Origin of the sequence: Acinetobacter sp. WA-87 (assembly GCF_039938935.1) — a bacterium.
In the GTDB taxonomy this organism is placed as follows: domain Bacteria; phylum Pseudomonadota; class Gammaproteobacteria; order Pseudomonadales; family Moraxellaceae; genus Acinetobacter; species Acinetobacter seifertii.
In genome coordinates this window covers 1,195,513-1,210,238 of the sequence record NZ_JBDUVF010000001.1, presented here as the reverse complement: position 1 = coordinate 1,210,238, position 14,726 = coordinate 1,195,513, and the positions used below count along the sequence as shown (strand labels likewise).

Here is a 14,726-nt window from a genome sequence, read left to right as displayed (position 1 = left end):
GCCATGAGCACAGTTAGACTGTGCTTGTGTTCTGGTGAAATAAAATAATTTGGGGGTATTTAGGTGGTTTGTGCGTCGCGCATCATGCCTGTTTGGGAATGGCAATTGATGTATTCAAATATTTGATGTTTAGCATCACTGACTGAAACTTCATGATAAAGACGCAAGTTTTGTAAGCCGGTAACAACTTTGAAGAAAGTAGTAAAAATTCTGAGATGTGTGGGATGTGATTCTGCCCAACGTTCTAGTTTATCTAATGAGCGCCAGTAGCCTATATCATAAGCGATATCAAGTAAGTTACCGTCAAGATCAACATTTCGAACAAAACGGTTGCTATAGCATCCTACAGATTGGCCTTCATCACGAAGGAAATCCATGCCATCCTGCAATGAAGGCAGCATTTCATTAAAATATAATGCTCTTTCTTGCTCATCTGCATTGACCCAGTCCTGACCAGAACGAATTAACGTAATATTGTCATGACCCTGTACGACCACACGTCCACCTTTTTGAGGGTCACCTGAAAGTATCTGTAATTCGCCATTGGCTAACATGCGATCTGTCTGTGAAATCGGAAAGCGTTCTCGTGCTGATCCCCAATATCCATGTTCTTGAATATCATCGCTGATACGATCCATGACTGCACCAACACCCGGCAAATCTTCTTTAAATGCATATAAAGTTTCAAATTGTTCAGCCCGCGGTGAAACAATTTCACGAAAATAACCGATCCCATCATTTAGTCGATCATCTGAACTCCACCAGTCATTGACCTCTGCTAAACGTGCCCATTGGCAGTAGGCTGCGGGATCACGCCAGTAACCAACCACAATATAATTTTCATAGTTCTGATTATCAGTATGATGGGTTATATCATGGTTTAATGGCCCATTTTCCAAACCAAAACTTTTCACAATATGCTGCATCGCTTTTATAGCAGCAGCTTTTTGATCAGGTTTAAACTGTATGCCCAAATAAGCCATCACAACTTGTTCGAGATCTTCATCAGCACGTGCTACCCACATAGCAAATGGTGGTTCATATTCATCATGAATTCGTCGGCTAAGTGTGCGAGGGCATTTTAGATGTTTGTCGATTGCTGATTCCATTTTCTTTCTCCTACATCTCTTGTTGCAGCGGTTTCTATCGCAAAATTTGTATTGCTTTAACGGTTATCTATGTTCTGGAGCGCCGTTGTTATATTGATATTACGCAAGGCATAAAATGAAACTTGGTCAGAATGGACAATCTCTTGTTTAAAAAAGACAGGTTTCAATTTGATCAAAAAAAATATATCGTTTAATTTATAGTGAGCTGTTGATGATGCAGGATTGCTCGATCAGCATGTAAAAGTATAAGTAGATAAATAGAACAGATGAGTCTTATGGAAAAGGCTTCAACTATGCACAGAGATAACAGAAGAGTAGTGGTATGAAAGTTGCTTGATGAAAGCAAGGCCATATTTTTTGACATCTTGCGTAGTCGTATAAGGGATTAAATTGCTATGAATCATTATCAGTCATTAAATCCGATTCATTATTCAACTCAAGATATAAGTGCATCCGAACGTTTCGAATATTGGAATGATGTTGTCCTTCGGCACTGTATTCCAGCTCAAAGTAAGCCTGAAGATGAAAAAAATTTTAATGGTGAATTAAGTGTACGTCAGCTTGGTTTGATAGATATATGCACTGTTTCATCCACTATGCACTTTTGGGAACGCACCGAAAAGCATCTACGGTTTGGGCCAAATGACGACTTATGGCTTGGCTTTATGGAAGATGGCTGTGGACAAATAGCCCAAGGTGGCAGGGCAACCCAATACCAAAATAATAGCCTCATGCTATACGATGCTGCACAAACCTTTCAGTTCAATTTAGCAGGGAACAAAAATCACCTAATCCGAATCCCTCGTCATTTATTAATCAATCGTGTGCCTAACATTGAACATTTAACTGCTCAAGTTTTAGATGAAACGCGGCCGGGAATTGTTCCTCTGCGTGAAATGCTACGCCAATCAGTAGATGATAAATTTGATTTTACTAACATGGATTTTGCTGAACGCTTTGCTAAATCAGCTTTAGAGTTATTGGTATTAAGTTTAGAAGTACAGGATATTGCTAAAGTAAATATTGAACGGGATTTATATAGTAAAGCGATGAGTTTTATTTTGAGGAATTTACAAAATCCTGAACTTAACCTAGAAAAGATTGCACAGGCACATTGTGTATCAACACGCACATTGAGTAGGGCATTTGCGAGACATCAAAAAACAGTAATGTCGGTAATTTGGTGTGAACGTTTAATAGCGAGTCGTGATGCACTAAAAAGTGGCCGAGTGGTTAGCATTTCTGAAGTGGCATTAGATTATGGTTTTACTGATTTTTCACATTTTAGCCATGCATTCAAAAAAGCTTTTGGTGTAACGCCTAGAGAATATTTTAAAAAGTGTTAGTTTCTTTAGTTTTTTTTCAGCACTTTTAGGCGAGTCTGACAGAGCCTCTCTTTAGACAGAGGTGCACCTGAATTGAGAAGAGGAATCACTAATTATTTAATTAGGTATATTCTGAGCTATACAGAAGAGCATAGTTGAAACGTCAAACCTTTTATCCACAAACATCTAGAATATCAAGATAATTCTGTGTATCACAATTCAAAAAATATTTAATAAAGCTATATAAATTAGTGAAATTTTAAGCTAATCACAATTTAAAATGCTTTAGCTTACTACCATAGGACAAAATTAAGTGCTTTTCATTTAAGGTTTTTGCAATATGAATTTAAACATCTTTTAGAAGTTTACTCTTAACTTTAGGGTATTTAGTACAGCAGATTTGATTATTGGCTCTGGTATTCAAACCTTCTTTTTTTATGAACCTCAAATTATTTAATGTGTGTTAAATTCCTAGACTGTAATTTAGCTGAAAATAAACAACTCCAGCCAGCACTTGATAAATCTATCACAGTGCTCGCAGAAGTTTTAAAGTTTGATCAGCTATACAACTTAATTGTAGCAATTACACTAACTGAGCTGTCTTACTTTTTATAGTAAATTCATAGTCTTTTAAGGGGAAATGACGGCTTTTCCATGCAGCTTCCAGTGTGGTGGACGCACGAAAAGGCACATCACCTTGCTTGATAAAGTAGTAGCTGTTGGAACCCTGACAGCTTGGATTGGCAAAGACCTGACGGCTCTTACGTGAAAGGATTTCTGTCATATAGGCATCCTGCGCAGATTTTGTTACTTCAATAGCCACAGCACCACGTTTTCTGGCTTCACTCAATAAGCGCACAATGTGTGCCGCATTATTCTCAATTAGAGTGAAGAAAGATGCGCCGTTATAGCCGTACGGGCCAAAAATGGTAAATATGTTAGGAAAGCCCGCAACCGAAATACCTTGGTACGAACGCAGACGGTTTTCATCCCAGTCATCCGCCAGATTAACGCCATTACGGCCAAAAGCGGCATAAGTTGGCAGAGCATCCTTATCTGATACCTTAAAGCCGGTAGCCAGAATCAGCACGTCGAGTTCATGCTCTACACCATTGCTGGTGCGAATACCATTCGGGGTAATTTCCACAATGTTGCTGGTTTCCAGCGTCACATTGTCTCGGTTAAAGGTCTTTAGGTAAGAATTGTGGAAGCTTGGACGCTTACAGCCGATCGCGTAATTTGGTGTCAGCTTTTTGCGGATTTCTGGGTCGCTTACTTGCGCGGCTACATAGGCGCGTGCGGCTTTTTCAATCAGTTCTGTACCGGGTATTAGGCTGTGATAATGAGCCATTACTGGAAAGGTAAGCTCTACAAAGGCTTGACTAGCAAGGCGAGAAACTGCTTTTACACCTGGGAAGAACTTTAAACTGCGACGTGCGGTGTCGGACAGTTGGAAGTCCGGTTTTGGCAAACACCATATAGGAGTACGCTGGAACACTGTCAATTGTTTAACTTTGGGAGCAATTGAAGGAATCACCTGTACAGCCGTAGCGCCAGTACCAATAATACCTACAAGCTTGCCAGTTAAATCCACTGAGTGATCCCAGCGGCTGGTGTGCATGGTCTTGCCTCTAAAGCTGTCAATACCAACAATATCGGGCAGTTTTGGTTGACTTAAGGGGCCGCCTGCATGAATCAGCCAGCGTGCGGTTAAGTTACCTCTGCTGGTTTCAAGTTCGTACTGACTAGCATTTTCATCAAAAGTTGCTTTGTGTACTCGGGTGTTAAAACGGAACAGTTTATTCAGATTGTACTTGTTCACACATTTTTCGGCATAGGCTTTCAACTCTTTACCTGGGGCATAGCTGCGCGACCAAGTGCTGCCTTGTTCAAAAGAAAATTGATAACTGAATGATGGAATATCAACTGCCACCCCTGGATAAGTATTCCAGTGCCAAACACCGCCAGGTCCCGTAGCGTCATCCAAGATGAGGATATCTTCAAACCCTGCCTTGCGAAGTGCTATAGCCATACCAATACCAGAAAAGCCTGCACCAACAATAACGATCTCGTGATGTTCAGTCATATTGACCTCTTTAACTCATTATTTTTCTATTCACCTTAGGGGGATACCTGCATACCTTTCAAGTATAGCCCTGTTGGTTAACTTAGTATCTGGCTTGGACAAAGATACTGTTCAGCCAAGGTTTTATAGACTATAGAGCATCGTTATACATCACAAGTACCAATTAGTACTTTTGAGAATGGATTTTGTCATTTAAAGCCATTGGCATGTTCTAGGTAATCGACTCACTCAAAATCAATCTTTAGAAATTTGCGCTCAACAGCTAGGAATTGACTGGCGAATAGAATTCTTTAATGCCAGTTATATGGCAAAGAATGAACGAGGGGAAAATATTCTGATGTCATATGAAGAGCAACGAGTACTTTTTCTTTCAGATACTCATGCACCGCTATCTGTTGTAAGTCAACGTTTTCAGGAAGTACAACCTAAAGAGATTTTAGAATTTTACCGTGATTTGACGGAGCAATCAGGTTTTGAGCTGGAAACAGCGGGCGTACTGAAAGGTGGACGTAAATTTTGGGCATTGGCTCGTACTGGGCAATCGGCAGCACTGAAAGGCAAGGATGTCAGTAATGGCTATATTTTGTTGGCAACGGCATGTGATGGCACACTCGCAACAACGGCGCAATTTACCTCTATACGTGTGGTGTGTAACAACACTTTGGCGATTGCTTTGAAAGGGCAGAACTCCAATGCGGGAGTCGTGAAAGTTCCACATAGTACCAAGTTCGATGCTGAGAAGATTAAGCAACAACTTGGTATTTCAGTGCGTGCATGGGATGAACACATATATGAAATGAAGCAACTCAGCCAGCGTAAAGTAACCCAGAGTGAAGCTGCTGCTTACTTCGATGCAGTGTTTAATAACACTACGATGAGTGCTACAGATCAGGAGGAAAGTATTATTCAGTATTATCTTAAAGCAGCCTCTATGGATAAAAAATCAAACTCTAAATCTGAACCGAATGGACGAGCAATGTCTAAAGCTATGGAAATGTTTAATGGACAAGGGCGAGGAGCTGAGTTAGCTTCAGCTAAAGATACTGCTTATGGACTGCTTTGTTCAATAACCGAGTTTGTAGATCATGAACGCCGTGCAATGAGCATTGACCACAGACTTGATTCGGCATGGTTCGGTGCAGGTGCAATGATGAAGCAACGTGGGCTGGAGCAAGCATTAAGAATGGTATCTTAATTATATAGTTGGCTATTCAGTTTAATTTAAGTTTACCTGTTTAACCTAAGACTAGTAATTACGCTGCGTTTGTAAGATTAATTCAAGTCTATTTCTAGCCATATTTTTCCTAATGTGGCTTTTTTTTGCCTTAAAAAATATAAGATTATCCTTATAGGATCAATCCAACCTTTTATAGGTTCACTTATTCGAGTAAAAACTTATTCACTTCTATGCCTGTGATTCAAATCCTGAATATGTTTTGTGATTTATTGAAAGATGATAATGTTGAAAAAAATCTACTTTACACGCATGTTTACAGATAAATCTAAAACTGAATTTTACTTTTATTTTAGTAGTTTTATCCAGAATTTTTTGCTCTAAAAAATTATTAATCTGATTTTTGGTACAGATGAAAAATCAACATTACATTATTGTCGAAGTAAAAGAAGACCATCAATATGAGGGTCTTAATGTTTTAGGTAAAACAAAGACGGCTAAAGACTACGCAAGCCATAGTTAGGTTGAGTACAAAATGATTAAGTGAACTGTTGCAAATGCGAATACTTACCAATAGCTACTTGGCTAAAAGTATTATTTAATAATGTAAGTTTAATTCAATAAAATTAAAAAAGTAACGTAGGTTTTAGTGTTACTTTTATAAGTAGAAGGTATTTGAATATGAGTCAATTGCCATACGATGCAGGACCTGCTCAACCGACTCCAGAACAGCGACTTTTTTTAATGAATGAAGATGATTGGGAGTTGTTTATCGAGCAGTGTGTTGTGCAGTTAAAAAATGAAAATAATTATAAACATGTGTACAGGTTAGGTGGCGCAGGCGATAAAGGTAGGGATGTCTGTGGAAACACATTAGATAGACCTGAAGCAGGTACATGGGACTTATATCAAGCTAAACATTATGGAGATAGTCTGAGCCCTAGTAATTTTGGAGGAGAGTTAGCAAAATTTATTTGGTGTGTATTTAAAGATGAATATACAGTTCCTAGAAATTATTTTATTTGTGCTTTAAAAGTAGGCCCTAAATTATACGATTATGTAATGAAGCCTGCTGATTTAAAAGAATGGATTCTAGTAACATGGAAAAAGGGAGACTTTAGTTTTCCATTTTCTGATGAGTTGGAAAATTTTATCAATGTATTTGATTTTGAAATAATTAAAATAAAACCTTCCAATGAGCTTTTAGAAATACATGCGAGATCGCCAAATCATTGGAGTTTATTCGGTGTATTAGGGCCTCGTGAACAAAACCCAGAAGTCCCAATGGAACATGAAAAGCAAGAAGAGATATATTTAAAGGAACTTTTGAAAGTATATAAGGAAATTGGTGGGAATTTATTGGAACTAACGACTTTATCAAAAACACTTAATAAACATTTGATGATGCAACGTAGACTATTTTATTCTGCGGAAGGCCTGAATCGTTTTAGCCGTGACAAGTTGCCAGGTGCTTTTGATGAGCTGCTCGTGCAGGTTGAGCTAGGTATTGGAAATGAGCTCCTTTATCCCCATGAAACAGGCTATGAAAAAATTCGTGGTGTTTTAAATGTAGCGTCTTCACTGCAAGTTACATCAAACCCTTTACATGCACGACTTCAGGCTGGTGATTTACAAGGTTCTTGTCACCATCTAGTTAATCAAGAAAAAATTCAATGGATTGATGATGAGTGATATTTTTAATACTTCCTTAGAATTAGGGGTGCGAATAGTTTATCTCTTAGGAGCTTTATATCCTAGGGGAGCAGATATCCATAAATTAGCATATCTAGACTATGCTGTAATTTATTCTTCAGATTTTGGTGGTCCTTCAAGCTTACATACATTAGTACCTTTTCGGGGCGGAGAATTTTCAAATAAGAAAGATGCTTTAGAAAGTGGTATATTTTTAATGTTAAATCGCTCACTGATTGATGTTGTTATTGATGATGACGGAGTTAATTATTATATAGGTGATAATGGGCCTAGTATTATCTCGGTAATGAATAATGAATATTCAAAAAAACTAATTGAAAGATGTCAATGGGTTGCTAACAAATTTGGTAGCTATAGCGAAAATGAATTACGAAATATTTTTTTTAATGAAAGTATCATAGTTGGTTCAAATTTAAATTACTTGGGTGAATAGTTAAATGAAATTTTTTATAAAAGCTTTGATGGTTATTGGAAATAATAAAAAGCCAGCTATATTAAATTTTGATAAAAAGTCTCATTTAATTTTTGGTCCTACTGATACTGGAAAATCATATATCGTTGAATGCATTCGATTTTGCTTAGGAGATGAAAAAATTCCTAAAGATGTAGGCTTAAGTGAAGGATATAGCTTAGCTATTCTCCATGTTGAATCGAATAGTGGAAAAAAATTTACCATTTTTAAAAGCTTAGCTAATAGTCTAGAAAGTGTATATGAAGGGGTGTATTCAGATATCCCAATAGACTTAGCTAAAAAACTTGATATTAAAGTAGATGATTTTTTGATAACTGAGAATAATATTCAGGAAAACAAAATATTAGTTAAATTAGGAACTTTAGGCCGTGTTACAGCAAACGACTTAAGGCGAATTAGTATATTTGATGAGATACAGACACTCGATAATATTAATTTTGAAGGTAAAGACTCCAATACAAAGGTACGAAATAGATCTGCTTTATCTTTTTTTTTGACAGGTTCTGATGATTCACAAATGCCATTAGCTATTTCAACGGATGCTAGAAATCAAGCTAAAGGTCAAGTATTATCTTTACAAGAACAGATACAAATACTCAATGATGAAATTCCAAAAGATATAAGTAAGGAGGATGTAGAGGATAATCTTGAGAAAATTTCTTTGCAAATAGAGAAAATTAATAAATTTTTGTCATATGACTATCAAGTATTAAAAGAATTAAAGAGTGAGTTTTCTTTATTTGAGCGAGAAATAAAAGAAACTAATTTGAAAATGATAAGTTTAATAGAAGCTAAAGAGCAATTCTCTATACTTGATCAGAAGTATGTGAATGATATTAGTAGACTAGAGATGACAAATATATCTGCCTCAATTGTAGCTAATTTGCCCAATAGATCCTGTCCAATTTGTTTAACTACTTTAGATCACCAAAAACGACATCATATTTCAGAAGAAGATTTTGTTAAAATAAGAAATGGTGCTGCGGTAGAAATTCAAAAAATAAATCGATTAAGAGAAGGTCTAAAGTATGCTATAGAAGATATCGAGTCAGAAAGTTCAGAAGTTTCTCTGAAATTGGATAGTTTAAATAATTGGTTGGAGAGTAATAAAATCCAGCAAAAAAATTTACTAGAAGCTGATGGTTCAAATGTTAAAGCTAATCTAAATGAACTTACTGAAAGAAAAACTGAGTTATCAATTTATTTGAATAATTTTAAGATTATTGAAAGATTGCAAATACAATTAGAGAAAGAAATACCAAAATCTAAACGTATGACTCAAAAAATAGAAAGAAATATTGCTAATTCGGCAACAGATTTAACATTACGAATCAAAGAATTATTAGAAGAATGGAAAGTTCCTGATGTTCGAACGATTGATTTTGATGATAAATGTGTTGATATAAAAATTAATCAAAGAGCTAGGGTTTCCTATGGAAAAGGAAAGCGAGGAATATTTTTAACTGCGTATATGATCGCTTTGATGGAGCTTAATATTGAGAAAAATTTACCTCATTTAGGATTTGTTCTTATCGACTCTCCAGTAGTTACTTATAAAGATCCTAAATATTCATCAAAGCAATTAAATGAAAATAATATGAATTCAGATGGAGAATTGTTACCTGAAGGTGTTAAGGATAGTTTTTATGGGTGGTTAACGACACGAAACGATACAGGGCAGATTATAGTTTTAGAAAATGAAGAACCAAGTGAGCAGCACAAAAGTCAATTAAGTTATACGGAATTTTCTGGACCAAGTGCTACTGACAATGAAAGGATCGGTTTTTTCCCACTAAATTGAAAGTTAAAAGCTAGGTTATTCAGATTGGAGGATATATAGAATTAGTTCATATCATTCATACAGATCAGAATGTGTGGATTAATGCTGATGTATCCTTTCAACGCTTTAAGAATATGCTTCTTGTGAAAGTGTTACCGTATCTACCATTCCATATCTCTTCTGATATGACTTGTTTTGTTTTTAAGTTGATTGCTAAAACTAAGGTATCCATCCATGGATGCCTTAGTTTTAATTGAATCTATTATTTTTTATTGTGTAAGGTTTGGGAATACCTTGATCTGGTCATTTGGAATTGCAAGTGGTTTAGCCTGAGCTCCTGGTTTGGGTATAAACTGAATTACGGTTTTTTGCCCGATTCCCGTGAGCATTACATCAATATTCTTAAAAGACTTATAACCTGACTCAGTAAACATCGGGGTATTATCTTGATAGGTCGCAGGGATGGCTTGATCATACGGTGGTTTAAGCAAGACATATGAAGGACCAGTACTAAGATGAGCAAATTTCATTCCACCATCTAAAATCCGGCCTGCTACCCCGCTAAAAAATAGCGGCATCACTGCAATCAATCCGAGAAATAACCATCGCATTTTTCTGCTATGGTCTTCTTGTTGTGCAAGAGAACGTTCATTGGTTGAATGTAATAAAATACGACTCACTATTACTCGGTTGTCATTGTAACCACTCCAAAGCATCGCTTGAAAAATTGTTGTTGCAAGAAGGCTTATTAAAATGATTGCGGAAGGCTCTACCTTATACATGAGATAAATGAACATGGCACCGAATAGTGCAAAGAAATAAAGAAGAGGCTCTGGTTTAACAAATAAGATCAGTTCAGGAGTACCAGCGCGATTTTTAGATGGTTTATATTTTTTTAGCCATCCATGAACAGGTTTAACTAAACGTTTGAGCCAATACATTCCACAGACGCCGACGGAGAGCAGGCCTACAGTGACAAAGCCATACACCAAGCCGAAACTGGCCGCAAAGATAATAAATAACAGGCTATCACCAATAGTCACGCCGGAAGGAAAGTAATTCAAACGGTGACAATACAGAACAAAGCATAGACCACCCAAAAAAGTACTAATTTTAAAGGCTAGGGATAAATATTTAGAGAATCCATCAGCACTAAAGTCGATTTTTTGAGGAGGGGGAGAAGGTAATTGCATAAGCACCTACTGGTTATAAGTTAAAAAATATACAGTAGTAAATTTTAATTGAATTTAAAATACAGACTTGTCTGTATTGCGACAAAATATGTCGCTGGAATTTAAAAAAGCTTTATAGCTGAATGTTGTAATAAGTTTGTTTTTAGGAAGGTGAAAATTTCACTTTTTATCAATACCAGCAAATCACCTATAATAACGATGTTAATTTTCTCTGATGGTTTTGTTGGGTAATTTGTCCATAGCAAGTTTGTAGTGAAAAAATCCAGATACCAGATATTAGTTTTTCATGTGATTCTAATACTTGATGGCTTCCAGAACTATCAATTTTTGGATACTTAAAGACACATTAACATGGCCTAACGTAAAGGATTTATTTCCTTTTTTTCTAATTCAATCAAAGTCTGGATAAAGCCCCATGTTTTCTTAGGTTTAATTGGGGCTTTTTCACAAACTGAGCTATTGATGATGCCATCCAGAAGTGAGATAAATAGATGAGCAATAGCAATAGGATCATTCAATCCCAATTCCATCAAAATAGAAGTGGTGGTATCGAATAACCAATTCCGATATTCATCCAATACGACTAGAATAGATGGGTATAAGTCTCCTATATCCATGCGTGCTTTATGAAATGGGCACCCTTTGGCATCATTTTGATTTACCCAGTCAATATACCAAAGATAGAGTTGCTCTAATTTTTCCAATGGTGTTGTTCGTTCTGCGATATGCTCTTCCACAGCCATTTGAATATTGAGTTTTAATTCCTTTAAGCAGGCAAATACCAGTTCTTCTTTCGATGGGAAGTTTTTATAAAAGGTCGCTTTAGCAACATCTGATTCTGCAATAATACGGTCTATACCGACATTGATATAACTTTCTTGAATAAAGAGCTGCGTTGCTGTGTTTAAGATTATTTCTCTTTTGGGCTGCTTTTTTTTGAATTTTATTTCTGCATTCATAATGGGTTAGCGCAATATGCCGAAGTATTATGCTTTTATTCTAGTGTATAGAAGGGATTGTAAGCTAGTCATCAGAGGGGGGATCTAAAAATAAAAAGATCTGTATTTTTTGTGAAATTGAACTGAACAGACCGTTCTGTTAAAATTATTTCAATTAATAATAAATCTTTTATCATAATGTTGAACAATATATTTGGTATTTTAGAAAAAATAGGATTTGGTGCTCAAAAGCGTGCAATTAATGTTCGGTTTTCAAATGCAGAGCTTAATTCACAAATAATGTTGCAACGTATTGATGGTTATCATGGCATTAATGATGGACTATCAGCAGAGCTTATTTGCTTATCTACAAACCCATATATTGAATTAAAACAGTTTATTGGATGTCAGGTTACAGTTGACCAAGTTACAGATTCAGGTCAGCTTTTTAGAACTACAGGTATTGTCACTGGTGCTAGCCAAGGTCAAAGCGATGGTGCTTTTAGTTTATATCGCTTGACTATGCAGGATGCAACGAGCTTATGGCATAAACGACGTAATAGTCGTGTGTTTATGAATAAAAGCGTTGTGGACATTATTGAAGTCATCTTTAAGGAATGGCAGAGTAAAAGTCCTTTATTTGCGTCAAGTTTACAGTTAGATACGAGTGGTTTAACAAAAACATATGATATACGCCCATTCTCTATGCAGTCGAATGAAAGTGACTATGCATATTTAACTCGAATAATGCGTGAAGAATCGATTAACTGGCTTGTGGATGAGGCGAGTTATCTTGTAGCAAGTAATAGCCAAAATATTGAGGCACAAAAACTACGTTTAATTGATGATAATGCTCAGTTTCAAACGCTCAAACGCAGAACCATTCGTTATCACCGTTCAAATGCGACTGAACAATATGACAGCATTACTAGTTTTATTGCTCAGCGGCAGTTACAACCAACAGCTATCCATGTACAACGTTGGCAAGCTGATAGTCTAAGTCAAGAAGATGCCAGTGGATCAGTGGTCAGCTCACATCAACACAGCGCTCAGCGAGACAATGAAAGCCTAAGCCTGGAACAGGCGTGGAATATATCTCCTGCTTGGATAAGTGATCTTAAAGGAGAGGATCAGGCCACCGCTTCAAGTAATTCTCAGTTAGAAAAACTGAATATGCATTTAAACCAATATCAAGCCCTACAAGCCAAGTATTTTACAGCGCATAGTAGTGTACGAGATACTCAAGTCGGTTATTGGTTCCAATTGATTGACTATCCAGAGTTAGAAAAAAATCATAGTCAGCAAGATAGGGAGTTTTTAATCCTTAATAAGCACTTTTATAATCAAAATAACCTCCCCAAAGATATTCAAGACCAAGTAGAAAAATTATTGACCTTAAGTCACTGGCAAAACAGTAAAGACAGTGAACAAGAGCGTCAGGCCAATGAATTTGTAGTTGTTCGTAGAAATATTAACGTTGTACCTGAATATGATCCTCTAAAGCATCGCCCTGTTGCCCACGTACAACGTGCCAAGGTAGTTAGTGATGGTGAAGAAATTCATGTGGATGAATGGGGGCGAATAAAAGTTAGATTCTTATTTACGCGTACAGATGACCATGCTCATGATGGTGGTGCGGGGGCCAATAATACTGATACAGATTCGGCTTGGGTAGATGTCCTCACTCCTTGGGCTGGTGAAGGTTATGGAGCGCGTTTTTTACCTCGTAAAGATGAAATCGTAGTAATTGATTTCTTTGATGGCAACATTGATCGGCCATTTGTAACGGGACGCATCCATGAGGCACAGCGTTCTCCAACGAAGTTTGATATTAAAGGGCAATTACCTGACACAAAAAAACTGAGTGGTATTCGCTCAAAAGAGGTTGACGGCAGTGGATATAACCAACTTCGCTTTGACGACACGACTGGGCAGATTAGTGCTCAGTTACATAGCAGTCACGGTTCTTCTCAGCTTAACTTAGGGAATTTAAGCCATCCAAAAGATAAAGCGGAAAGTGAAGGACGTGGACAAGGCTTTGAATTAAGAACCGATGAGTGGGGAGCTATTCGTGCTACTAAAGGAATACTCTTAACGTCCGAATCGTCAGAACAAGCACAAGGCGAACAACTGACAAGGTCTAATATAAAAGAGAACATTAATTTTCATACTGAAAGTAATAAATACTTTAAAGAACTTGCTTCGGCCCATGAAGTGGATGAGCCAGATTTAGATTCACAAGATTCACTTAAAGAAAAATTTGATAAATGGAATGAAAGTTCAGATGCTTTAGTGGCTTTGCATAGTGAATCGGCAATGATTTTAGATAGTAAAGAGAATTTGCAACTTGCTGCTAAACAAAATATCGATGTCAGTACACCAAAAAATCTACAATTTTTCACTGGTAAAAGTTGGATTGCAAAAGCATTGGATAAAATTAGTATTTTTGCCAAACATGCAGGAATCAAAATTAAATCTGGTGAAGGTGATGTAGAAGTAGCTGCACAGAAAGGAAAAATGACCTTATCTTCCAAACAACAAATGCATGTTTACTCACTTAATGATTTTGTCCGAATCGAAAGTGGAAAAGGAGTTTTGATTACTGCCGGTGGCGGCTATATCAAAATTCAAGATGGAAATATAGAAATTGCATGCCCTGGTTTAATGGAACTTAAAGCTGGTCAAATCCAGACAAAAGGTGGTGCTTCTCTTTCAAGTCAATTACCAGCAATGCCAGAATTAAAATCACAATATGACGAGCATTTTATTTTGCATTATCCAGACGGCGAACCTGCTAAGAATCTGAAGTACCGAATTACGGCTGAAGATGGGCAAGTTTTTGAAGGTGTATCTGGTGAGGATGGAAAAACTACAGTTTTTACCAAAGATGCTATGACTGCATTAAATATAGAAGTTTTTTCTCCAGAATAAAGCAT

General features: G+C 36.7%; 9 protein-coding genes and 1 pseudogene. 6 read left to right on the top strand and 4 right to left on the bottom strand.

Features of this window, described 5'->3' with window-relative positions; all coding sequences use genetic code 11:
• Positions 1–59: 59 nt before the first annotated feature.
• Positions 60–1,109: a phenylacetaldoxime dehydratase family protein gene (locus ABFY81_RS05695; protein ID WP_323739518.1), complete on the bottom strand. Its 1,050-nt coding sequence runs from the start codon at positions 1,107–1,109 to the stop codon at positions 60–62.
• Between the two features lie 395 nt (positions 1,110–1,504).
• Here ABFY81_RS05695 and ABFY81_RS05690 point away from each other — a divergent pair, with 395 nt between their 5' ends.
• Complete coding sequence (locus ABFY81_RS05690; RefSeq protein ID WP_347913294.1) at positions 1,505–2,455, top strand: helix-turn-helix domain-containing protein; 951 nt, start codon at positions 1,505–1,507, stop codon at positions 2,453–2,455.
• 562 nt (positions 2,456–3,017) lie between these two features.
• Here the strand turns inward: ABFY81_RS05690 and ABFY81_RS05685 are convergent.
• A complete protein-coding gene (locus ABFY81_RS05685; protein ID WP_347913293.1) occupies positions 3,018–4,520 on the bottom strand; it encodes an NAD(P)/FAD-dependent oxidoreductase in 1,503 nt (500 codons plus the stop codon).
• Between the two features lie 178 nt (positions 4,521–4,698).
• On the opposite strand from ABFY81_RS05685, the pseudogene ABFY81_RS05680 reads away from it, so the two are divergent.
• The 4 genes and pseudogenes from ABFY81_RS05680 to ABFY81_RS05665 all read left to right on the top strand — a co-directional run bounded on the left by ABFY81_RS05680 (position 4,699) and on the right by ABFY81_RS05665 (position 9,680).
• A pseudogene (locus tag ABFY81_RS05680) lies at positions 4,699–5,715 on the top strand (DUF932 domain-containing protein).
• Positions 5,716–6,375: 660 nt separating this feature from the next.
• Positions 6,376–7,386, top strand: coding sequence for an ABC-three component system protein (locus ABFY81_RS05675; RefSeq protein WP_199999962.1), 1,011 nt, complete (start codon positions 6,376–6,378; stop codon positions 7,384–7,386).
• Positions 7,379–7,840 carry an ABC-three component system middle component 2 gene (locus ABFY81_RS05670; RefSeq protein ID WP_199999963.1) on the top strand — a complete coding sequence of 154 codons (462 nt, stop codon included), beginning with the start codon at positions 7,379–7,381 and terminating at the stop codon, positions 7,838–7,840. Before ABFY81_RS05675 ends, ABFY81_RS05670 begins: the two co-directional genes overlap by 8 nt.
• A gap of 4 nt (positions 7,841–7,844) precedes the next feature.
• The gene (locus ABFY81_RS05665; RefSeq protein WP_199999964.1) at positions 7,845–9,680 is read left to right on the top strand and encodes a hypothetical protein; all 1,836 of its coding nucleotides are present in this window, start codon (positions 7,845–7,847) and stop codon (positions 9,678–9,680) included.
• 248 nt (positions 9,681–9,928) lie between these two features.
• Here ABFY81_RS05665 and ABFY81_RS05660 read toward each other — a convergent pair whose 3' ends face one another.
• Positions 9,929–10,852: a hypothetical protein gene (locus ABFY81_RS05660; RefSeq protein ID WP_199999965.1), complete on the bottom strand. Its 924-nt coding sequence runs from the start codon at positions 10,850–10,852 to the stop codon at positions 9,929–9,931.
• A 356-nt stretch (positions 10,853–11,208) separates the two neighbouring features.
• Positions 11,209–11,811, bottom strand: a complete 603-nt coding sequence (locus ABFY81_RS05655; protein WP_199999966.1) for a TetR/AcrR family transcriptional regulator — start codon at positions 11,809–11,811, stop codon at positions 11,209–11,211.
• A gap of 177 nt (positions 11,812–11,988) precedes the next feature.
• Here ABFY81_RS05655 and ABFY81_RS05650 point away from each other — a divergent pair, with 177 nt between their 5' ends.
• On the top strand, positions 11,989–14,721 hold the full coding sequence (locus tag ABFY81_RS05650; RefSeq protein ID WP_199999967.1) for a type VI secretion system Vgr family protein: 2,733 nt from the start codon (positions 11,989–11,991) through the stop codon (positions 14,719–14,721).
• Positions 14,722–14,726 lie beyond the last annotated feature (5 nt).